This window comes from Bacillus sp. FSL M8-0063 (assembly GCF_038005545.1).
GTDB classification, from domain to species: Bacteria; Bacillota; Bacilli; order Bacillales; family Bacillaceae_G; genus Bacillus_A; species Bacillus_A wiedmannii.
In genome coordinates this window covers 2435306-2456313 of the sequence record NZ_JBBOTJ010000001.1, presented here as the reverse complement: position 1 = coordinate 2456313, position 21008 = coordinate 2435306, and the positions used below count along the sequence as shown (strand labels likewise).

General features: G+C 32.7%; 30 protein-coding genes and 2 pseudogenes. 17 read left to right on the top strand and 15 right to left on the bottom strand.

Translation table 11 applies throughout. The annotated features are described in order from the left end of the window. Positions 1-11: 11 nt before the first annotated feature. The 4 genes from MKX31_RS12430 to MKX31_RS12415 all read left to right on the top strand — a co-directional run bounded on the left by MKX31_RS12430 (position 12) and on the right by MKX31_RS12415 (position 3512). Positions 12-998 (top strand): aliphatic sulfonate ABC transporter substrate-binding protein, encoded by a 987-nt coding sequence (locus MKX31_RS12430; RefSeq protein ID WP_340980923.1) that lies wholly within the window; start codon positions 12-14, stop codon positions 996-998. Positions 999-1014: 16 nt separating this feature from the next. Further along, positions 1015-1863: an ABC transporter permease gene (locus MKX31_RS12425; protein ID WP_340980922.1), complete on the top strand. Its 849-nt coding sequence runs from the start codon at positions 1015-1017 to the stop codon at positions 1861-1863. 177 nt (positions 1864-2040) lie between these two features. Next, the gene (ssuD, locus tag MKX31_RS12420) at positions 2041-3153 is read left to right on the top strand and encodes an FMNH2-dependent alkanesulfonate monooxygenase (protein WP_340980921.1); all 1113 of its coding nucleotides are present in this window, start codon (positions 2041-2043) and stop codon (positions 3151-3153) included. A 266-nt stretch (positions 3154-3419) separates the two neighbouring features. Further along, positions 3420-3512: a putative holin-like toxin gene (locus MKX31_RS12415; RefSeq protein ID WP_001289320.1), complete on the top strand. Its 93-nt coding sequence runs from the start codon at positions 3420-3422 to the stop codon at positions 3510-3512. Positions 3513-3740: 228 nt separating this feature from the next. On the opposite strand, the gene MKX31_RS12410 is transcribed toward MKX31_RS12415, so the two are convergent. Further along, complete coding sequence (locus MKX31_RS12410; protein ID WP_064475576.1) at positions 3741-4562, bottom strand: HNH endonuclease; 822 nt, start codon at positions 4560-4562, stop codon at positions 3741-3743. A 149-nt stretch (positions 4563-4711) separates the two neighbouring features. Here MKX31_RS12410 and MKX31_RS12405 point away from each other — a divergent pair, with 149 nt between their 5' ends. Continuing rightward, entirely contained in the window at positions 4712-5797 is a 1086-nt protein-coding gene (locus tag MKX31_RS12405; RefSeq protein WP_340980920.1) for an AI-2E family transporter, read from the top strand. A 239-nt stretch (positions 5798-6036) separates the two neighbouring features. Here MKX31_RS12405 and MKX31_RS12400 read toward each other — a convergent pair whose 3' ends face one another. From MKX31_RS12400 to MKX31_RS12370, 7 genes are read right to left on the bottom strand one after another with little or no spacing between them, the layout of a single operon-like run. After that, a complete protein-coding gene (locus MKX31_RS12400) occupies positions 6037-6177 on the bottom strand; it encodes a YrzI family small protein (protein ID WP_064473550.1) in 141 nt (46 codons plus the stop codon). A gap of 25 nt (positions 6178-6202) precedes the next feature. Then, the gene (locus MKX31_RS12395) at positions 6203-6343 is read right to left on the bottom strand and encodes a YrzI family small protein (protein ID WP_000669812.1); all 141 of its coding nucleotides are present in this window, start codon (positions 6341-6343) and stop codon (positions 6203-6205) included. 25 nt (positions 6344-6368) lie between these two features. Next, positions 6369-6512, bottom strand: coding sequence for a YrzI family small protein (locus MKX31_RS12390; RefSeq protein WP_000668981.1), 144 nt, complete (start codon positions 6510-6512; stop codon positions 6369-6371). Between the two features lie 26 nt (positions 6513-6538). Continuing rightward, positions 6539-6682: a YrzI family small protein gene (locus MKX31_RS12385; protein ID WP_098111721.1), complete on the bottom strand. Its 144-nt coding sequence runs from the start codon at positions 6680-6682 to the stop codon at positions 6539-6541. Positions 6683-6708: 26 nt separating this feature from the next. Further along, a complete protein-coding gene (locus tag MKX31_RS12380; RefSeq protein WP_017560126.1) occupies positions 6709-6852 on the bottom strand; it encodes a YrzI family small protein in 144 nt (47 codons plus the stop codon). Between the two features lie 28 nt (positions 6853-6880). Further along, on the bottom strand, positions 6881-7024 hold the full coding sequence (locus MKX31_RS12375; protein ID WP_064475571.1) for a YrzI family small protein: 144 nt from the start codon (positions 7022-7024) through the stop codon (positions 6881-6883). Positions 7025-7051: 27 nt separating this feature from the next. Next, entirely contained in the window at positions 7052-7192 is a 141-nt protein-coding gene (locus tag MKX31_RS12370) for a YrzI family small protein (protein ID WP_000156189.1), read from the bottom strand. Positions 7193-7631: 439 nt separating this feature from the next. Here MKX31_RS12370 and MKX31_RS12365 point away from each other — a divergent pair. The 4 genes and pseudogenes from MKX31_RS12365 to MKX31_RS12350 all read left to right on the top strand — a co-directional run. After that, positions 7632-8001 (top strand): annotated as a pseudogene (locus MKX31_RS12365) (DUF4825 domain-containing protein); the annotation flags it as partial. Continuing rightward, positions 8001-8312 (top strand): annotated as a pseudogene (locus tag MKX31_RS12360) (DUF4052 family protein); the annotation flags it as partial. The pseudogenes MKX31_RS12365 and MKX31_RS12360, both read left to right, overlap by 1 nt. 41 nt (positions 8313-8353) lie before the next feature. Then, positions 8354-8833 carry a CcdC family protein gene (locus tag MKX31_RS12355; RefSeq protein ID WP_064475568.1) on the top strand — a complete coding sequence of 160 codons (480 nt, stop codon included), beginning with the start codon at positions 8354-8356 and terminating at the stop codon, positions 8831-8833. Between the two features lie 118 nt (positions 8834-8951). Next, complete coding sequence (locus MKX31_RS12350) at positions 8952-9461, top strand: 2'-5' RNA ligase family protein (protein ID WP_340980919.1); 510 nt, start codon at positions 8952-8954, stop codon at positions 9459-9461. 6 nt (positions 9462-9467) lie between these two features. On the opposite strand, the gene coaW is transcribed toward MKX31_RS12350, so the two are convergent. The 7 genes from coaW to MKX31_RS12315 all read right to left on the bottom strand — a co-directional run bounded on the left by coaW (position 9468) and on the right by MKX31_RS12315 (position 15210). Beyond that, positions 9468-10298: a type II pantothenate kinase gene (coaW, locus tag MKX31_RS12345; RefSeq protein ID WP_088046644.1), complete on the bottom strand. Its 831-nt coding sequence runs from the start codon at positions 10296-10298 to the stop codon at positions 9468-9470. A gap of 92 nt (positions 10299-10390) precedes the next feature. Then, on the bottom strand, positions 10391-10789 hold the full coding sequence (locus MKX31_RS12340) for a 3-hydroxyacyl-ACP dehydratase FabZ family protein (RefSeq protein WP_098102550.1): 399 nt from the start codon (positions 10787-10789) through the stop codon (positions 10391-10393). Positions 10790-10845: 56 nt separating this feature from the next. Next, positions 10846-12045, bottom strand: coding sequence for an LL-diaminopimelate aminotransferase (locus tag MKX31_RS12335; RefSeq protein ID WP_340980918.1), 1200 nt, complete (start codon positions 12043-12045; stop codon positions 10846-10848). 533 nt (positions 12046-12578) lie between these two features. Continuing rightward, the gene (locus MKX31_RS12330; protein WP_064475563.1) at positions 12579-12941 is read right to left on the bottom strand and encodes a hypothetical protein; all 363 of its coding nucleotides are present in this window, start codon (positions 12939-12941) and stop codon (positions 12579-12581) included. Between the two features lie 227 nt (positions 12942-13168). Beyond that, positions 13169-13411, bottom strand: a complete 243-nt coding sequence (locus tag MKX31_RS12325; RefSeq protein WP_340980917.1) for a hypothetical protein — start codon at positions 13409-13411, stop codon at positions 13169-13171. A 153-nt stretch (positions 13412-13564) separates the two neighbouring features. After that, the gene (locus tag MKX31_RS12320) at positions 13565-14767 is read right to left on the bottom strand and encodes an MFS transporter (protein ID WP_000269247.1); all 1203 of its coding nucleotides are present in this window, start codon (positions 14765-14767) and stop codon (positions 13565-13567) included. Between the two features lie 290 nt (positions 14768-15057). Continuing rightward, a complete protein-coding gene (locus tag MKX31_RS12315; protein ID WP_071723536.1) occupies positions 15058-15210 on the bottom strand; it encodes a YqbF domain-containing protein in 153 nt (50 codons plus the stop codon). 478 nt (positions 15211-15688) lie between these two features. On the opposite strand from MKX31_RS12315, the gene MKX31_RS12310 reads away from it, so the two are divergent. The 8 genes from MKX31_RS12310 (at position 15689) to MKX31_RS12275 (ending at position 20980) form a co-directional block, all read left to right on the top strand. Beyond that, positions 15689-16057 (top strand): hypothetical protein, encoded by a 369-nt coding sequence (locus MKX31_RS12310; protein WP_098103617.1) that lies wholly within the window; start codon positions 15689-15691, stop codon positions 16055-16057. A gap of 196 nt (positions 16058-16253) precedes the next feature. After that, positions 16254-17039: a class I SAM-dependent methyltransferase gene (locus tag MKX31_RS12305; protein ID WP_340980915.1), complete on the top strand. Its 786-nt coding sequence runs from the start codon at positions 16254-16256 to the stop codon at positions 17037-17039. 69 nt (positions 17040-17108) lie between these two features. Then, positions 17109-17297, top strand: coding sequence for a DUF3970 family protein (locus MKX31_RS12300; protein ID WP_000621879.1), 189 nt, complete (start codon positions 17109-17111; stop codon positions 17295-17297). A gap of 77 nt (positions 17298-17374) precedes the next feature. Next, entirely contained in the window at positions 17375-18340 is a 966-nt protein-coding gene (locus MKX31_RS12295) for a nucleoside hydrolase (RefSeq protein ID WP_064475558.1), read from the top strand. Positions 18341-18505: 165 nt separating this feature from the next. After that, positions 18506-18748 (top strand): GlsB/YeaQ/YmgE family stress response membrane protein, encoded by a 243-nt coding sequence (locus tag MKX31_RS12290; protein WP_064475557.1) that lies wholly within the window; start codon positions 18506-18508, stop codon positions 18746-18748. Between the two features lie 77 nt (positions 18749-18825). After that, complete coding sequence (locus tag MKX31_RS12285) at positions 18826-19221, top strand: hypothetical protein (RefSeq protein WP_000847586.1); 396 nt, start codon at positions 18826-18828, stop codon at positions 19219-19221. A gap of 215 nt (positions 19222-19436) precedes the next feature. Further along, entirely contained in the window at positions 19437-20294 is an 858-nt protein-coding gene (locus MKX31_RS12280) for an aminopeptidase (RefSeq protein ID WP_340980913.1), read from the top strand. A gap of 17 nt (positions 20295-20311) precedes the next feature. Next, positions 20312-20980, top strand: a complete 669-nt coding sequence (locus MKX31_RS12275) for a YjgB family protein (RefSeq protein ID WP_340980912.1) — start codon at positions 20312-20314, stop codon at positions 20978-20980. Positions 20981-21008: the final 28 nt, after the last annotated feature.

Here is a 21008-nt window from a genome sequence, read left to right as displayed (position 1 = left end):
AGAGTGAGTATATGTATAAAAAAATTAAAGTTCTTTCTTTTGCAGTAGCTATTTCTTTATTTTTATTTGGATGTGAAAAAAGCACAGCAAGTAGTAAGAAGGAAGATGTAACAGTACAAATTGGTATACAGCAAGGATTAAGCCCGCTATTATTAGCACAGAAAAAAGGATGGTTTGAAGAGGAGTTTAAAAAAGAAGGGGTTAAGGTGAAATGGACAGAGTTTCAAAGCGGACCTCCTTATTTTGAAGCGATTGCATCAAATCGATTAGACTTTGGTGAAGTGGGGAACTCCCCAGTTATTTCAGCGCAAGCAGCAGGTATTGAATTTACCGAAATTGCTAATACAAGTTATGCGAGAAAAGGAACAGGGATTCTTGTACAAAAAGATAGTAAGATTACGAGTGTAAAAGATTTAAAAGGTAAAAAAATTGCGGTAGCAAAAGGGAGTAGCGCGTTTAATTTATTGTATCGAGCCTTAGAAAAAGAAGGTATCAATGCGAAAGATGTAAATGTTATTCAGTTACAACCAGATGAAGCACAGCCGGCATTTGAATCCGGATCAGTAGATGTATGGGCGATATGGGATCCATTCATCTCGCTACATACGTTAAATAAAGGGGCAAAAGTTATTGCAGATGGTGAACTATTAAATGTTTCTTCTCCAGAATTTTTAATTGCGAGAACAAAATTTGCGAAGGAGCACCCAGAATTAGTTGAGAAATTCCTTAAAGTTTATGAAAAAGCACGTGTATGGCAAGAGTCAAACTTAGATGAAGCGATAAAAATATATACTTCTGCAAAGAAAATAGATGCCGAAATTGTAAAAGAAGTGTTTAATCACGACAAACCAATTTTAGTTCCAGTAACGAAAGAAATAATAGCGGAACAGCAAAAGACAGCGGATTTTCAATATAAGCTAGGCTCTATAAAGAAAGAAATTAAGACAGATAAAGTAGTAGACAATTCTTTCGTAGAAAAAGCATTAAAGGCGAAATGAAAAGAGGTTTTGTAAATTGGAGAATACGAAAGCTGTTATGAAACCAACGGGTATAACGATTGGCAAAAATAATGTAAAGAAAGTGCGAAAGACGAATGTAAAAGTGCTAGTAAGAACGATTACTATACCGATTATCGTATTAATTATTTGGCAGTTAGCCGGCGTATTCGATTTAGTTTCTAAAACAGTTTTACCAACACCATTAGATATATTACTAGCTTTTCAAGAACTTATAAAAACAGGAGAGTTATTCGGTCATTTAAGTTTCAGTGTATTCAGGGCTGCGGCTGGTTTCTTTATCGGCGGGAGTTTAGGAATTATTTTAGGAACGATTGTTGGATTTTCAACGAGAAGTGAGCAATATTTAGATCCATCTGTACAAATGTTAAGAACTGTACCTCATTTAGCTGTTGCACCGCTTTTCGTATTATGGTTCGGTTTTGGAGAAACATCGAAAGTATTATTAATTGCGGACGGTGCATTTTTTCCTTTATACGTAAACGCGTTTTTAGGGATACGAGGTGTAGATTCAAAACTATTCGATGTTGCGAGAGTGTTAGAGTTTAGTAAAAGAAAATTAATTACAAAATTAATTTTACCTGCCGCATTGCCAAATCTATTACTGGGAGCAAGGTTATCTTTAGGAGTTGCATGGGTGAGTTTAGTAGTAGCAGAACTTATGGGGTCTACAGAAGGTATCGGCTATATGATTATGGATGCAAGGCAATTTTCAAATACAGATATCGTATTTGTCGGCATTATTATTTTTGCATTCGTTGGAAAGTTTTCTGATTCACTCGTACGTTTACTAGAAGTGAAGTTTTTAAGATGGCGAGATAATTTTAAAGGAGAGACAGGGAATTAACATATAAAGTGAAACTTTAATCAGTGGGGAGGGTCATCCCCCACCTAACTTCTTTGCTTTCGCTGAATTTTAAGGTGGGGATCTTACTGCCCGCAAATAGCGGGGTAAATTATTAGGGGTAATTTATATAGAGTATGTTAGTATGCGTTTCAAAATAAATAAGGGGTGTGTAAAGGTATGGAATTATTATGGTTTATTCCGGCTTATGGAGATGGTCGATATTTAGGAACGACAAAAAGAGGAAGAGCAGCTGAGTATGGTTATTATAAACAAGTTGCAGCTGCAGCTGATTATTTAGGATATTCGGGTGTATTACTTCCAACTGGTCAAGGGTGTGAAGATCCATGGGTATTAGCATCGGCACTTGCAGCTGAGACAGAGAAATTAAAATTTTTAGTAGCAGTTAGACCAGGACTAATGTCACCGACAGTTGCAGCGAGGATGGCATCTACATTTGATAGAATTTCAGATGGGAGGTTACTTATTAATGTAGTAGCTGGAGGAGATCCTGTTGAATTGCATGGCGATGGATTATATCTTGAACATGATGAAAGATATGAAGCAGCGGATGAATTTTTAAAAGTTTGGAAGTCAGTATTACAAGGTGAAACAATCTCTTTAGAAGGAAAACATATTAAAGTTACGGAGAGTAAAGTTGTATTTCCTCCGGTTCAAACACCGTATCCACCAATTTATTTTGGCGGATCGTCCGCTGCAGGTAAAGAAGTTGCAGCTGAACATAGTGATGTATATTTAACGTGGGGCGAGCCACCAGAGCAAGTGAAAGAGAAAATAGATGAAGTAAAAAAACTTGCGGAAGAGAAGGGGCGTAACGTAAAATTTGGTATTAGACTACACGTAATTGTAAGAGAGACAGAAGAAGAAGCATGGGAAGAAGCTGAAAGGTTAATTCAATATGTAGATAATGAAACAATTGAGCTCGCTCAAAAAACATTTGCAAGATATGATTCAGTCGGACAAAAACGAATGACACACTTAAATAAAGGTACGAGAGAGTCGTTAGAGATAAGTCCTAACTTATGGGCTGGAATTGGGCTTGTAAGAGGTGGTGCGGGTACTGCGCTTGTTGGAGATCCGCATACAGTAGCAGAAAGAATAAAAGAATATGAAGCGTTAGGAATTGATACGTTTGTATTATCAGGATACCCCCATTTAGAAGAGGCATATGAAGTGGCAGAAATGTTATTTCCTTTATTGAAAGACGAGAAGAAACAAGAAAATAAAATTGTTGGGGAAATGATCGCTGATGCATATGCATTAAAAAAATAGTGAGAAATAAAATGAAACTTTAATCCTTTGGGTGAATTGTCCCAAAGGATTATTAGTTGAACCAATCGGGCATTTGCAGGCAGTTTCACCTATGTTTTGCTACATTTTGTTTATTGCCTGTTAATACGGGATAAAAAACTCGCAAGTATTTCACTTGCGGGTTTTCATCGTAAACTATTAGAAAATATGGTAAAATTAAATAGTAACTTAAGGTACGGTTGGTTGTTCAATTATCACTTCTCCGAATAGGAGGGGGGTGATAATACGTGAGTGAAATAGCGTTGTTACTGCAGGGTGGACTGTTTCTCGTTGCATTGTTAACGTTCGTCGTCGTTTTAATAGACAAGCTCAAAAAATAACAACCCACCTATGCCAATAGAATGTGGGTTGTTTTGTTTGTAAGAAACAAATAGGATAAATGAACAATCCAATCTGCTAAGTTACGTGGACTAGTGTGTAGCCGCACACTGGTCTTTTTTATTTATTTACAATTAATAATTGGTTTATGTGATTGTATTGTTCTTTTCATACTTATTATAACACAGTGTCTTTTCGTCAAGAAAGGAGACCGTATGTTCTGATTTCGATTAAATAGAAGGTTTTTTTTCTTTAAATAGCCCATCCATATACTGTTTTAAAGTTTGGATATAAAATTCCTGTCTATTTACATCATTTACGCCGACAATTGGAGATGAAAGTTCATATCTCTTTTCTGATAAGTGAACGACAACGTCAAATATATCAAATAGACGAATGAAACAGAACAGGCCATCTTTATCACTTAATAAAATAAAGTAATGGTTCTCGCTATTTGTATTTAATGTATTCCATAAAGAACTTTTACTTAAATCGCGAACTATACTTTTTTCTTTTAATTCCATAAAATCGGCATTTGATAGAATGTTAGAAATATCAATCGCATCTGGATCTTCAAAATAGCCATCAACAGCTTGTACAGCGAAAGTATAAGCCATTTTTAATACACTCATTTTGTATTTACGGTTATCTAAAAGTAATTCACGTTGAATAGAGCTAGCTACTTTCGTTACACGTTCTTCTTTCCAAATTTCATTATGTAGTGAAATATCGTGCTTTTTACATAGTTTCATAATTAATGTATTGGAATAAAGTATTTCATCACTTACTTCAACAACATCTGTCTCAGCAGCCGCAAGTTCCTCACCATGTTCATTCGTATAGAGCGGGGAATCAATTTGTTTTTTCATTTGTTCAATCTTAAATTGACTTAATTTATGCCGAATTAAGGGACGATCAATATTTGTTGTCATTTGTTCATGGCAAGTATCACAAATTGAGTTTGTGAAATAATATCCACATAATATTTCGGGGATGACATATTGTTCACTAAGTTCTTTCGTATCTTTTCTGCATATGATGCATTGTGTCATTTTTATCACCTTTACCTGCAAATTTGTATGTAATCTCATTGTAGTGTATTTATTGGTATTTTGGAATATTGTAAAGGAAAATATTATGTGAAATTCTTGCTTATTTTGGTACAATGAAGAGAAGTGCTAGTTTAAAGGAGGACGTTTTTTTGAAATCGAAAGTGCACTTTTGGACATTAGAAGTGCTAATGGTTGTAGCGATCATATTTATTTGCACAAAAATATCGTTTCTATTTCAACCGATTGGTATCTTCATATCTACGTTGTTTTTCCCAATCTTAATCGCGTTATTTTTATACTTCATATTTAACCCATTGTTAGTCTTTTTGGAGAAAAAAAAAGTACCTAGAAATTTAGCGATTTTACTGTTATATCTTTTTATTATAACATTAACTGCAGTTGGAGTTGGGGTAGTTGTTCCAACGATCTCACAACAGTTAATGGATTTAGTAAAAAATATGCCAGGTTATATTAAAGAGGGAAAACTATACATACAAGATTTATCCCATCACAGATTATTTGAATGGTTATCTACACAAAACTACGTTTCCATTGAAACAATTGAGAAAAACGCGATTGAATACTTAAAGGATATACCAAACACGATTACGTCGAGTGCAACGGCTTTATTTGGTATTATCACAAACGTTGCATTAGTTATCTTCACAGTACCGTTTATTTTATTTTATATGTTTAAAGATGGACATGCGTTTCCAGGGAAAGCAGTTAGTCTATTACCTGTGTCTTACCGTGAAGAAGGACTTCGTATCATTAAGGAAACGAACGAAACATTATCTGCGTATATTCAAGGGCAAGCGCTCGTTTGTATATTTGTAGGTGCTTTTACTTTTATCGGTTATTTAATTATCGATTTACCGTACGCTTTCGTTTTAGGAATTATAGCAGCATTTACAAATATCATTCCTAACTTAGGTCCATTTATTGGTGCAGCACCAGCTGTTATTGTAGGTCTGTTCGTATCTCCGATGCAAGCGTTGTACGTAATTATTATCGTAACAATTGTACAACAGTTTGAAAGTAACATCATTTCACCGCGTATTATGAGTTCAAAATTAAATATCCACCCTTTAACAATTATTATTTTAATTTTAGGGGTAGGTAACTTTGCGGGAATTATCGGAATGATTTTAGCAGTGCCAGTTTATGCAGTAACGAAAACAGTTGTTTCGAACTTAGTGAGATTGTTTAAGACGAAACGAAATAATCGGAAATAGTATAAATTGAGAAAGATACACCGCTTTTTAAGTGGTGTATCTTTTGTTTATTACTCAACATTAAAAGTGTACGGGTGTAATTTTATTATATATTTATTACACATCAAATATAACGATATACTTGTGTGATAGTATGTCTATAAAACTATGTGGAATCCCTCTGAACTATCCAAATCATTTCTTTAGAACGTGCTATCAACATCATAATCGACTCCTTTCAATTTTTATATTTTAAAGATTTATAGGTGAGAGTAGTATTTGCTTCTACGATCTCGAATTTCGTCTATAACCTGTTTATATTGTTGTTCTTGTTTTAATTCCGCATCAGAATAGTTTTTTTTCTGAATTGTAATTGTTAAAAAGAAAAGGTGAAACTTCATGATACATTCCTCCTTTCGAAAGGAATTATAGATGGCTACAGTAGTGACTTTGACGTTCTTTTACATCCTCCATAGCTTTATTAATTTGATGGTCATGCAATATCTCACTGTCTGAGAACTTAGTTTTTTGAATGGTGATCGTTAAAAAGAATACTTTAAATTTCATATGTTTTTTCCCCTTTAAAAGTTATTTAGAAAAGGCGACTGTAATAAGAAGCTTGACGCTCTTTCACTTCGCCCATAATAGTTTGAATGTGTTGCTCACGCAAAATTTCTTGCTGTGAAAGCTTACGCTTTTGAATGGTAATCGTTAAAAAGAATGCTTTAAATTTCATTAGGATATTTCTCCTTTAAAAGTTATTTAGAAAAGACGGCTGTAATAAGAAGCTTGACGCTCTTTCACTTCACCCATAATAGTTTGAATGTGTTGCTCACGCAAAATCTCACTTTGAGAAAGCTTACGTTTTTGAATGGTGATTGTTAAAAAGAATGCTTTGAATTTCATGAAGGTATTGCTCCTTTAAAAGTTATTTAGAAAAGACGGCTGTAATAAGAAGCTTGGTGCTCTTTCACTTCGTCCATAATAGTTTGAATGTGTTGCTCACGCAAAATCTCACTTTGAGAAAGCTTACGTTTTTGAATGGTGATTGTTAAAAAGAATGCTTTAAATTTCATGAAGGTATTGCTCCTTAAAAATATATTTTTAATACATTTGCGTATAGTATGAACTTTTAATGTCAGTCATTTTATCAGTCAGTTGCTTTAATTGTTGTTTACGAATGATTTCATCTTCAGATAAAGTCTTTTTCTGAAGTACAGTTGTAAAAAAGAAAATATGAAAAGCCATAAATGAATTCCTCCTCTCGAAAAGGAATTACAGGTGATCACAATAAAGCGCTTGGCGCTCCTTAACATCATTCATAGCTTTTTCAATTTGCTCGTTATGAAAAATTTCATCTTTGGAAATTGTATTTCTTTGAATCGTAATACTTAAAAACAATACGCTAATAGTCATCGAATGTTGCTCCTTTCTTTAAAAAATAATATAAGAGGCTAAAAAATCGCACAAAAAAGCCACAGGAAGATATAGTTCTCCTACGGCTGGGCGTCAAAAAGCCACAGGAAAGTATACGACCTCCTGTGGCGAATTTATGAATTAATAGAAATAAAGTGCGATTTTCAATTCTCCATTAGGGTGGTCGAATTCATATTTAATTGTCCGAAAAACAAAGGTGCAGTTAACGCTAAAGTTAAAGCATGTAATTGTAATTTCATCATTTCCTTCGACCTCCTTTTAGAATTTTTTCTTACGTTAGTAAGTATATACAATTAATGGATAATTGTAAACATAAAAATCGAAAATTTTTAATTTTGATTAAAATGCGTATATTTTAAAGGGTTTTGAGAAGAAGTATTGTAATGAACGAAATATCGATAATAATGGGGGATGCTAAATGAAATATATGCATCGTAATGTGGTTGTTATGCTAACAATTTTTTTACTTATTTCTGCTTGTTCTAGCGGAGAAAGAATAAAAGAAATATCTGATATTGAACCTGGTGCTTTTAAGAAATATGCTGGGACATATGTTTGATAATAACTCAGATGTGGTTGCAATTCTTAATCATTTACCCGGTGGTGAAACATTTCAAAGTATAAGTTTAGAGAATGAAAGTATAAAGGTAAACTATGGTGCAAGAGGGAATGGAGCCTTTACAGAAGATATGGTTGAGACATATTGGTTTGATGGTAAGGATACGATGGAGAAGAATTTTCTCTTTAACGTTATTTATCTAGCGATTTTAGTACCAAATGCAAAAGGTTAGGAGAACACTCAGTTAAACAGTTTATTGTACAACTATTATTGTATGTTACAATAGCAACTTTCTTTCAAGTAGCAGTAGTGATTAAGAAACGTTTTAAGTGGATTGGTCTTATGATAGGCGGAACATTTTTTATATCATTGAATAGTGTGCTTTATGCAGACGTAGGAATACAGGATTTAAATTCTACATCTAATCTATCTTTAATAGATATCCCATACTTTATTGTCATTTCAATTATATTAACTATCGTCTATATCGTGACTAGCGGTATATTTATTCAAAAAGTATCATTTGAGCAAACAATTTAAAGTGTAATTAAGTAAATATTTTGGGAGAGTAGGAAAAACAAATGAGAGATACATCTTCACTCGTTACAGTCTTTTTATGCATTGCACTACTAATACTCTGGCGTCGTTATCGTTCTATGTATAAGCCAATAAAGGGCAGTGGGATACGTATTTTGTGGCCATTACTATTTTTAACACCTGGTGTTTTATGGTTTTTTGGTCCCGTACATCCAGCTATTTTACAAGGTATAATAGCAGCATTCATTGGGGTTCTTTTCGCCGTACCACTTATAGTTTTAACAAATTATGAGCGAAGAGATGATGGGAATATTTATACGAAAAAAAGTGCAGCCTTTTTAATTACTTTTATTGCACTTGTCGTTTTAAGATACGGTTCAAGACAATATATTGTTGACTTAGATCAACAAACGATTGGTTTATTATTTTATGTTATTGCAGTATCGTATATTATCCCTTGGAGAATAGCTAGTTATATAAAGTTTAGGAAAGTTTGGCGGGAAAATAGTAATCATGCTTTATAAGAAAAAACTTTTCTTTTGAGAAGTTTTTTCTTTTTATATGTAATTGAAATCATTTGTTGAAGTGCAAGCTACCATACAATATGATGAATATAAAAAAGAGAAAGTAGGGGATATAAAAATGCGTACAATTTTACTTTTTCTAAACGACATGTCTATTAATGAAATAGAGGACATTAGGAAACAACATGATCCTTTATTCGGTTTAATCCCACCGCATATTACAATTGTATTCCCATTTGAAAGCTCGACTTCAAATGATGAGCTGAAATTACATATTTTAAAATTATCAAAAGGGATACAGGAGGTAGAAATTGAATTTGCGAATCAAATTACGAGTGAAGGGGAATATTTATTTTTACGAGTTGGAAAGGGGCAAAAACAAATAGAAGAACTTCATGATATGCTGTATACAGGCGCTTTATTACAATTTTTGAAAGAAGATATTTCGTACATACCGCATGTAACAGTCGGGAGAAAAGAAAGTACTGAGTTAGCTGCTGAAGTAGCTAAGGAAATTAAGAGTTTCCCTGAAAAGTTACAATGTGTAATTGATAGAATTAGTGTAAAGCGAATTGGAGAAAACGGGAAATCGATTATTGAATTTGAAGTACCGTTGCAAAAAAGCTGACAAAAGTCAGCTTTTTTTATTCGTAACATGAAGTAAAGCACCAATCGCACCGCTATTACCACCATCTCGTAAAAAGATTGGTGTTTTATTTTGATATTTTGTGTAGTTACTAATAATATTTTGAAGGTGTACGTTATTACATAGAGTGGAACCAATATAAATAATATGGTCAATGTTTTTTGTTTCGGCGAATTGAAGGCTTAATGCAGTAACGACTTCACCTACAAGCCCTTGCACAGTTGCTAGTATATCAGCACTACTAAAATTTGAATCTGTTTTGGTAGCTTTTCCGAAATTGCTTGCAGTTAAGCTATTATCAATAGGAGAGAGAATGCCACCATAAATATCTCCAACCGTAATATCTAGTTCTTTTCTAGAACCTACTTTTGTTAAAGGAATCACATCTTCAAAATAGTCTATATTTGTTAACAATTTTGAAAGCCCCATAATAGTACCACCGCCAACACCGGTTCCACCAGCGCGAATATATTGGTCATTATAAACGTAATGAATGGAAGTACCTGTACCGATATTTGTTAATATAAAGTTATTTATATCATATTTTTCTTTTTTTAATATGTATTGGACACCTATTAGAGTAGCTTCAAATTCGTTTCGTTCTACTATTTTATATGAGTGTGAAAGTAGTTGCTGTAATTGTTTTGCTTTACCACCTGTAATACATATTTGTTTTATACGAGTGTTTTTCTTAAGCCAATTTATTATTTTATCTTGTTCATTTGAATAAAATTTTTCAAAAGCTAATTGCTTTTGTTCGTTCAAATAAGCAATTTTCGTTAATGTTCCTCCGGCATCGATACCGATAGTACTTTCCATTTTCATGCCCCTAACCAAGTAATTTATTTACTCTGTTCATATTAGTGAAACGAATTTGTAGGAGTGAGATATCCCGACGAATTACATCATCTCTATTCTGCTTGATATATTAATAGTTTTTCTATAGTTACAATCGGCTGATCGTTAACAGTTGCAGTACCTTTACCGAGAATAAAACCTCGTCGATTACGAGTTAGCTCATAATGTAAATCAAGCTTATCACCGGGAAATGCGTTTCCATGGAATTCAACCCCATCTAATGAGGAGAGGAAGCCTAGCCCTTCAGAGTCACTTGTATGTACAAATGGACTAAGCTGAGCAAGTGCTTCTACAATTAACATATGAGGCATATGTTTTTGATTATCATTTATAAACCACTCATTATTTGAAATGAGTTTATATCCCGTAACGGATTGACTATGGATTATATTTGTTACTTTATCAATCATTAAAAAAGGATAACGATGAGGAAGAGTGTCTTTAATATGCATATGAAAGTACCTCCAATAAATAATACCCCTGCTACAGTTAAGCAGGGGAGTTATCATTAATTTTTAACTAATTCATTTATTTTTTCAAGAGAAAAAATACCGCTATTTCTAATGTTTTCAACAACTTGTTGTAACACTTCTTTATCTTGAACAAGTGCAATACGTACAAAGCCTTCTCCATGAGGTCCAAATGCATGACCGGGTGTAACAACGACATTCGCACGATCCATTAATGCATAAGCGAAATCTATAGAAGTCCAGCCTTTCGGAATTTCGGCCCAGACGAACATACTACCAGCTGGTTTATCAACATTCCAACCAAATGTTCGGAATCCATCAACTAAAGTATCTCTACGTTCTTGATAAATACCGCGATTTTTCTCACAAAACGCAGCGCCATTTCTTAGTGCCGCTGATGCCGCTTTTTGAATTGGTAAAAACACACCATAATCTGTATTTGATTTAAATTGAGTAAGTGCACGAACAATTTTTTCGTTTCCAATCATATATCCAATACGGCTACCTGCTAAACTATAACTTTTTGATAAAGAGTTGATTTCTACTCCAACTTCTTTAGCACCAGGTACAGAGAGGAAGCTAATTGGTTTATTGCCATCAAAATAAAATTCAGCATAAGCAAAATCATGGACAACAATAATGTTATGCTTTTTCGCAAATGCGATTACCTCTTTAAAGAAATCTGCATGAGCCATTGCTGGAACTGGATTCCCTGGGAAGTTTAAAATCATCATCTTTGCTTGATCAGCAATATCTTCGGGGATAGCTGCTAAATTAGGTAAGAATTCATTTTCTTTCTTTAATGGCATGTAGTAAGATGTTGCACCAGCCATTTGAATTCCAGTTTCATAAGCTGTATATCCTGGATCCGGAACTAATATAATATCTCCCGGATTTGCATAAACCATAGGTAAGTGAACGAGTCCGTCCTGTGAACCCATTAATAATAAAACTTCTTTATTGGCATTTAATTTAACGTTATGAGTGTTGTTGTAATATTCAGTTACAGCTTCGTGAAATTCTTGAATACCACTTAATGTGTATCCGTAGCTTTCTTTTTTACTTGCTGTATGTACCATTTCTTCTCTTACGAAGTCAGCAGGCGGCATATCAGGATTCCCGATACTTAAATCAATCATTTTGTGACCTGCTGCAATTTTTTCTTTTTTATAAGCCCCTAATTCACTAAATATAGAAGATTGGAATGCTTTCATTCTAGTTGCTAACGTGTAAGTCATCAAAACCCCTCCTAAAAACAGTGTTTTCTTTCTGCGTTTTTAATTATTCTGAAAACACATGTTTACATTTTATCATTTTTTTATGAAAATTAAAACGATTGACAAATTTAGAGGGAGGATTAGTCTTTTTTGAAAGGGCGTTGTAAATAAGGATTGGTTAACTGAATTGTTTATTATATATTTCTATACGGTTTAGGATGTTTTATAGTTTTTATTAAGTATATCCCGCATATTTTGGATGAAAAAGAACATGAAAACGAGGCCTAATATACCACTAAGCCAATAGTATGAATTTCCTGTCGAGAATCTTTCATAAAATGAAAGTGCACTCCATAGGATTAGGATAATGGAACAGATTGTTGATACAATTAATGAACTTAAACTTCTCAAAAAAAGCACCTCGCATTAAAATATTGTTATTATATAATACTACATTTAAATTTAAAGATTTAAAAGAGGGAAATGTTTTTGGGGAGGTTTTGTAAATTAAAAATAACGCAGAAAATATTTTCTGCGTCTTATATGAAGTGTAATCATTTCTTTTTATATGTACATAACTTTTCCACTGCATAAAAGTATACATTTAATTTGCCATCGACAACTTTTAAAGTTTGATCCGATGTAAATGAGTTACCATAATCAATGTGATATACATTAGAATTCTTTACAAATGAGCCTTTGTATAAATCTTCTTTTTCCTTTGATGTTTGCATCTCAACTAAATATTGAACAATTTTTTCTTTCTTTTCTTCTTTTACAACTGTTTCAAATTTATAAGATGCAGGGCAAAGACCATTTTTGTTGTCAACGACTTCCCAAGAACCGTATATATCATTATTGCTACATCCGCTAAGTAGAACGATGAATATTGGAATAATTAATAGAATCTTTTTCATTTTGTACTCCTTTCTTTTCATTTTCAATAAACGTGCGAATACGATACAAATATTGTAATAAATAAAGTTTAAATTTTTATAAAGAATTATTTAATTTCACATAAAAATTTTGGGAGAATTGAAAAAGCATGAATCTAGTATAAAGTCAGATTCATGCAGAGTACTATAGCCTATGTTATGTCTCTTTTGAGGAAAAATAATGAGGAAAGTAGGATCATTATTCCATTTTAAATATATATAATTGCAACAATGAAGGCTAGCCCACCTGCGCCAAATCCAGCTTTATCAAATATAGAAGCGAATGCTAAGGTAGCAAAAAAAACAATAGGAGTTATCAGTAAAAATATGAAACCTGCGATAATTCTTCTTTTAAAGTTATGTCCAGATAAGGAAATAGCTAAAAAGTTTATGATGCTAAACAGAGCTAATACAAAAATAAAGATACTAAATAACTGCATACCATCAGACAATTTCGCACCTCCTGTATATATCATGTTAGTATACTGTATTCGAAAGCGAAAGAGGGTACTCCTTTAAATAATTACAATAAACGTAATAAATAAGGCTTTATATAACAAAGACGCATGGATTAATCAAATATGATCCATGCGTCTTTGTTTATGTTATAAATTCGCAGATTGCGAAGGTTGTTTTTCATATTGTTTCTGTTTAGATAATGAAATGAAAATAATTAATAATGAAATCACACCGAAAATGAGAACCATATATTGCAATCCGATCGTATCTAAGAAGAAGCCTGTGCCGAGTAAGACAATTTGGAACATAACTCTCTCAAACATATTACGGAATGAGAAGAGACGACCATGATAGCTTTTTTCCACTTTCGTTTGGAAAATTGTCGACATAATAGGGAAGAAGCAACCAACACTAAAACCAAATAAACCAAATGATGTAAGAGACATCCATTTTATATCGCTAAAGAACAAGGAAAGATGTGCAAAAGCGGTACAAACAGCGAAGAAATATAATAATTTTTCAGGTTTGAAATGGTCAGATAAACGTTTAATAACGAAGGCCCCTAACATAAATGCTACACCTTCAATGGTATATATAAAGCCTTTAATCGTTGGATCATGTTGCATTTCACTAATGTTGATTACCATTAAATTAAATCCGGCTATAAATAATAGAGGGATAATACTTAATATAAGTGCTGTAAAAGCAATAGGAATTCCTTTTAAAATACGAAAGACTTCCATAAAGCTATTATCTTTCGCAGCTTGTTTACTTGGTGTTGTTGATTTCTTATCTTCGAATTGTAGGAAGAAAGTTGAGAGGAATAATAAAGCGTATGCTGCCATTGAGAAGGCATACATATACTGTAAACTCATTACAACTAAAAGAATTCCACCTAGTGAAGTACCTGCAATACGAGCGATTGTACCTACATTCATATGTACACCGTTCATCTGTAATAACTCATGCTCACGTACGATGAGTGGAATTACAGATTGTAATGCAGGGAAGTAAAATGCTGCAGAAATTTGAAGAGCAACCATAAATGCAATCATAAAGGCAATACTTTCAAATTGGATAGCGAAAAACATAAAAATAACACTAATAACGCGACCGAACCCAGCATAAAGAAGAACTTTTTTCTTTTCATATTGATCGATAATACGACCGGCCATAGGACCAACTAGTACACCAGCTAATAGTCCGATGAATAATATAACTGATTTCATGAAATCAGAAGGGACATATTTTTGCATAAATTCAAGGTTGCCAAGAATACCAAGCCATAGCCCTAGACCAGCAATAAACTCCCCAATTAACACAATCCAAACATTTTTATTACGCCACATAATGTAAAACCTCTCCGTCTTTTAAAATGAAAAACTCGTATATAAAACCTCCTTATTTTATGTATAATTTATAACGAACTTTTTTAGAGTCAGAGTCTATATTACGTGTTTCATGAGTGGATTTCAATCTTTTTGATTTGTCAAAAATTTGATGTGTTAATAGATGAAACAAGTAAGTCAAAATGCATACAACCAATGATTACATATTCATTGAAATTAAGGATAAATAAAATAAAAGCATCAAGAAAATATCACAATTAAATGATATTTTTCTTGATGCTTTTAATACATCAGGCTGAATATTCTTCTTTACGTACTTCGAAAAATTCATTACGACGTAAGTAATTATAAACTTTCTCGGAAACCTTTTCTTCTTCAGACATTAAGAAACGATGATCAAAAGCATAGAATGATTGACCTTTAATTAATTTTACGTAGTATATTTTACACGCCTCCTCTAGCATAATTGGAACTTAATTGATATTATGATGGCCTATATGCTTGTTAATCATACTTGGAGTTTCAAAGGATAGGAACTAAACAAATTACAAAACATTACAAAATTGTAATGTTTTTGTCACGTTTTCCGATAGTTAAAAATAACCAATCTCTTCTATACTACAAATAAGTTACATAAAATAAGGGGGTAAAAAGATGGATGAAGTAATTGGAGAAGTTGTAGCAGGTATTTGTGAATTTGTAGTTGAAGTAACGGCAGATGCTATTGGGAATTTAGTTTCCGGGAATGATGAGGAAAAAGAAACATTATAATAGTTTGTAAAAGTATACAGATGATCCAAATATAAAGGTTGATTTCTAAAAGGGAGTCAGCTTTTTTATTTTTTACATTATATTAATTTTATTTGAATATTCATTTGTTATTATGTTTGTGAAACTCATAAAGGAGGTGAATAAATAAAGATGTCGAATTTAGGATCTGATTTATCTAATTCTTGTTTAATTATGGCGAATGTAGACGAAAGGGAATATCATTTTATTATACGTGAACATCCGATTTTAGGGAAAATTATATCGCTACTTGAAAATGGAAAAGAATATGGTTTAATAGATAAACAAATCGCTAATAAAGATAATTTTATTAAATCGGAGCTTATTAAATTAGATTATTTTAACATAGATGTTCTACAGCATACACCTGGATGGATATGGATTGGTATGGATCAATTTGGTTTACATGCTCGTGAGGCTACTTATAACGAAGTAGACGTTATTATGAAGTTGAAAGAGGATTTATATTATATAGATGTATATGAAAAAGTAAAAATGTAATAAATATTTAGTCAGGTTAGGGGACAAGTTCCCGTAGCCTTTTTTGTTTAGTAATAAAACGTAACATTAATATTATATCGATGATAGGACAGCATGATAAGAAGTAAGCTGAAAAGAGGATTTGAAAATACATAAAGAGAACTTTAATTATTACATGAATCTTATATGTAAGTAACAATAGAAAGAAGATGATAAAATGAGTAAAGAAGAGCTTGTAAAACAACAGTTTGGTAATAATGCGGAAAAGTATGTAAAAAGTAAAATTCATTCAAAAGGACCCGATTTACAATATGTAGTTCAACAAGTAGAGTCTCGTCATAATAATCGTCTTCTTGATATTGCTACTGGCGGTGGACATGTTGCGAATGTATTAGCTCCATTGTTTAAAGAAGTAGTTGCCTTAGACTTAACAGAAAAAATGTTAGAGAATGCAAAAAACTTTATTATAAGTAATGGATATGAAAATGTATCTTTTGTCGCTGGAAACGCTGAAAGTTTACCGTTTGCCGATAGTTCTTTTGATACGATTACATGCCGAATTGCAGCACATCATTTTACGAATCCAGCTCAGTTTATTTATGAAGTAAATCGTACGTTAGAACATAATGGATTGTTTATTTTGATAGATAATGTTTCACCGGAAAATAATGAATTTGATACATTTTATAATTTTATAGAAAAAAAGCGAGATCCGAGTCATGAACGAGCGCTGAAAAAAACAGAATGGATTACCATGTTAGAAAAAAACGGTTTGCAAATGCAATCATGCCTTACTTTTGACAAGAAATTTGAATTTGACTGGTGGTGCGATATGATGAATGTACCTTTGCAGAAACGTATGAAATTAACAGAATGTATGATGAAAACACCAGTTGAAATGCAAGAATTCTTTAATATTCAAATTGAAAATAATAAAATAAATTCGTTTTATACTGAAATGGCATTGTTTGTATGCAAAAAAAGCGCGACATTAAAAAGATAAATTTCTTGCAGTCTTTTCAAAGTACGTTATACTTAGTACAGAGAAAATGAGAATTGAGGAAATATAATAATGATTCGCGTACGTATTGAAGGAACTGAAGAAGAAATGCTTGAATTTATGGAGAAAATGCCAGATATTCCTGGATTTGAAAAAACACATATGAGAGAACCGAGAAAAGGAAATAATCCAAAATACGATTCAAGTAAAAATGTACTAGCATATTTATCTTATAAAAAGATTGAAGTCGCCAATAAATAGGTGGCTTTTTTAGTTTGTACCGTTTCACAGCCTTGTCTTTTTCACATAATAATAGTAGTAGACTATGCTGAAGAGGGGTGAGGATAGTTAATAAGAAAATCATCTTTTTTGGAGACTTTGGTATTGACGATGCTGTGGCGTTAATTTATGCAAATAAAACATGTAAATTAGATATTATAGGTATTGTTGCTGAATATGGGAATGTATCGCGAGAGATTGTAACGGAAAATGTGTATTTTTTAGAAAGATACTATGCTACAGAAGTAAAAATCATTGAGGGTGCAGCAAGACCGATGACAGCAGAAGAACCTTTATTCTTTCCTGAAATTCATGGAGATCACGGTTTAGGTCCAATTATTCCACCTGATATGAGGATTTGTAAACGGGAAAATTTTTGTGAATTAATTAAATTAATTGAGCCTTGTCCAGAAGATATCATTATTGTAGCGACAGGACGATTAACAACATTGGCAACGTTATTTTTATTATATCCAAATGTCATGGATAAGGTATGTTCGTATTATATTATGGGTGGTGCTTTTTTATTTCCTGGTAACGTTACTCCTGTATCAGAAGCGAATTTTTATGGAGATCCAATCGCCGCAAATATTGTTATGAAGTACGCAAAGAATGCGACTATTTATCCGTTAAATGTAACACAAGACGCTCTAATTACTCCTGAAATGTTGGATATGATTAATAAAGAAGGAACAGGGCAGGCAAAACTCATTAAACCAATGATCGATTTTTATTATGAGAACTTTTATAAAAAAGAATACCCGGGTATTGCTGGAAGTCCAATTCACGATTTACTTCCGTTCATTTCTTTTATAAATGATGATATTTTTGAATATAAAAAATCTGCAGTTTGGATTAGTACGACAAATGACGTAACAAGAGGACAAAGTGTGGCAGACTTTAGAAAAATAGCTGAGCCGACAACGTTTGATAATAGGCCTATCCAAAAAATTGCAGTTGGTTTTAACTATCTGGCTTTTAAAGAAGAATTTATGCGAACGATATTAAAGCCTGATTGTCCTTAATATGTGGAACTGTATAAATTGTCAGTTCAAAAAAGATCGTTCACTGTTTTGAACTAACTTAGTGGTTAAGCTGTATGAATAACTTATGGAAAATGTAACATAACTAATGGTAAGCAATTGTTTCTAATTATATTTTGATTGGTGAAATATAAAGGAGGTTATCATATGATTTGGTCTTTAATCGTTGGTGGTTTATTAGGATGGTTTGCAAGCTTAATTACTGGAAGAGACGTACCAGGTGGTGTAATTGGTAATATTATTGCTGGTATTATCGGTTCTTGGGTTGGTACGAAATTACTTGGTAGTTTTGGCCCTGTAATAGGCGGGTTTGCAATTATTCCAGCTTTAATCGGTGCGATTATTTTAATTTTCATCGTAAGCTTTTTATTACGAGCAATGCGGAAATGAATGTACGGACTGTTTACATTTGTAAGCAGTCCTTTTTATATGTTATGCTAGTATTATACAATCAGGAGGTGTCAGCATTGAAAACATTTACAGTAAATTTCCATCAAGAAGATAATGCTAAAGCGACAACAGTACATAAATTAAGTGAAGAGGACTTCAATAAAGCAACAGAAAAAGGCACTCGTCATCTATTTGATTTAGATACAAACGTTGGATTCTTCGTATTCTTTGATGCAGAAGATGCAGAAGGTAATGATCAATACTTAATGTTACAATACGAAGGGGATCATGAAGAGCCAACTGCGTGCTACGGATTTGATTTAAAATTATACTATCAATTTTTAGCACTATACTTAAATGATCTTGAATTCCACGGTGAAACAGATGAGGAAGAGGAAGAGTATGGCCCAATTCATCATTTAGCTCACTTACTTTATCATATTGTTGAAGATGGTAAGTCAATCGAAGTGTAAAAATACATATGTAAAGCTGTCCTTTTTGGGCAGCTTTTTTTATTATTATAATAAATGTTATGATTTGCATAATGGTAAATGGATTTCTGATGGTGATAAATGGTTTGATTAAACAGAAAAAGCAACAAAGAAGACTCATCTTTGTTGCTTTTTCTACGTTTCAGGAAGGATTGCAGTGTAAATGGCGAGAAGGGATATATAAGGAGATGGAAAAAATGATAAATAATACAATTCCAAGTTTTTTAAAATTATGGGAAAGTAACGATGTAGAATTAGCAGTCCTCAACCAATACTTTACTTCGTATCCAGAGATATTTGAAGAATACTTTAAGTATCATTGTCCACATACGAGAGAACGAGTTTCTAATGCCATTAAACAATATCCCGCAAAAATAGAAGAAATTCGTATCATTGCAGAAACATTACCGACTATTATTCAAGAAATAACGAATGAATATCATTATAAATATAACTTTGATGTAAATATGAATTTTCATCTATTTGTTGGAGCTTTTGGCTCTAATGCATTTGTAGAAAAGGAAATTATTGGAGACATATTTTTTGCGGCAGAAAAATTATCTCCAGATGTAAATCACCTTCGTGTTATTGTCGCTCACGAAATAGGACATATATATCATAATGTTATGTTACACAATGATGGAATGGATTGGGGGAAAGCCGATTGGACTGACGGATCAGTTAATTTGTATCGTGAAGGTGTTGCAACATATTTATCAAAGCAAATTATGAGAGGTTTAAATGAATCAGTGTACTACTCATATAACAATGATGGCGAACGTTGGTTACAATGCTATATAGAAAATGAAGAACAAATAAAGAATCGTTTTTTGGAAGATTATATAGAAGGATGGACGTTTGAAAAAGAGAAAGAGTGGTTTCGGTTATCTGGAGGACAGTATTTTGGATACAACCGACTCGGTTATTTTTTAGGAACAGCTTTTGTAGAATATGTTGTACAAGTATTGGGAGAGAGTGAAGCATTTACTTTTTGGAACAAACACAATTTGAAAAGCGGTGTCATGGATTGGTTATCGAAAGGAATAAGATTATAATAGGGGGGCTGAAATGTATGAAAGTGTATGTAAAGATAGCTATGTTATTTCTCGCTTTTACATGCATATTTGCATTAGTAGCATGTAAAGGGACAGACGAAAAAAAGGAAACAAACCCAACCTCGGAAAATAGTAAAAACGGACAAAATAATTCTTCTGAAGAAAAGAAAGAGCCCGAAGTAAAATCAAATAATGAAGGATCAGAAAAAACAAAGACAGATTCAAGCACGAAAGATACAGTTATAAATCAAAAATCAATTAACCACATTAAAGATTTGTTTGAACTAGCGAAAGAAGGAAAAGTACCTAATGTTCCGTTCGCAGCACATACAGGTGATATTGAAGAAATAGAAAAAGATTGGGGTAAAGCAGATAAAACGGAACAAGCAGGCAACGGAATGTACGCTACCTTTACAAATAAAAATGTTTCCTTCGGTTTTAATAAAGGATCACAAGTTTTTGATGTACGCTCCTATCATGCAGAGCTAAAATTAATTACATTACAAGAAATAGAGAAAGCATTAGGAAAACCAGCTTCAGTTAAAGTAAATGGGGAAGATAAAATATACGTATATAAAGTAAACAATCAGTTTGAGTTAAAATTCATTATTCCAAAATCGACTGGTAAGGTAAATCATATTTCGGTATTTTCACCAGAAGATAGTATTAATAAAATGGCAGGGTAATAAAAAAGGGTGTCACAAAAGTCTCGAG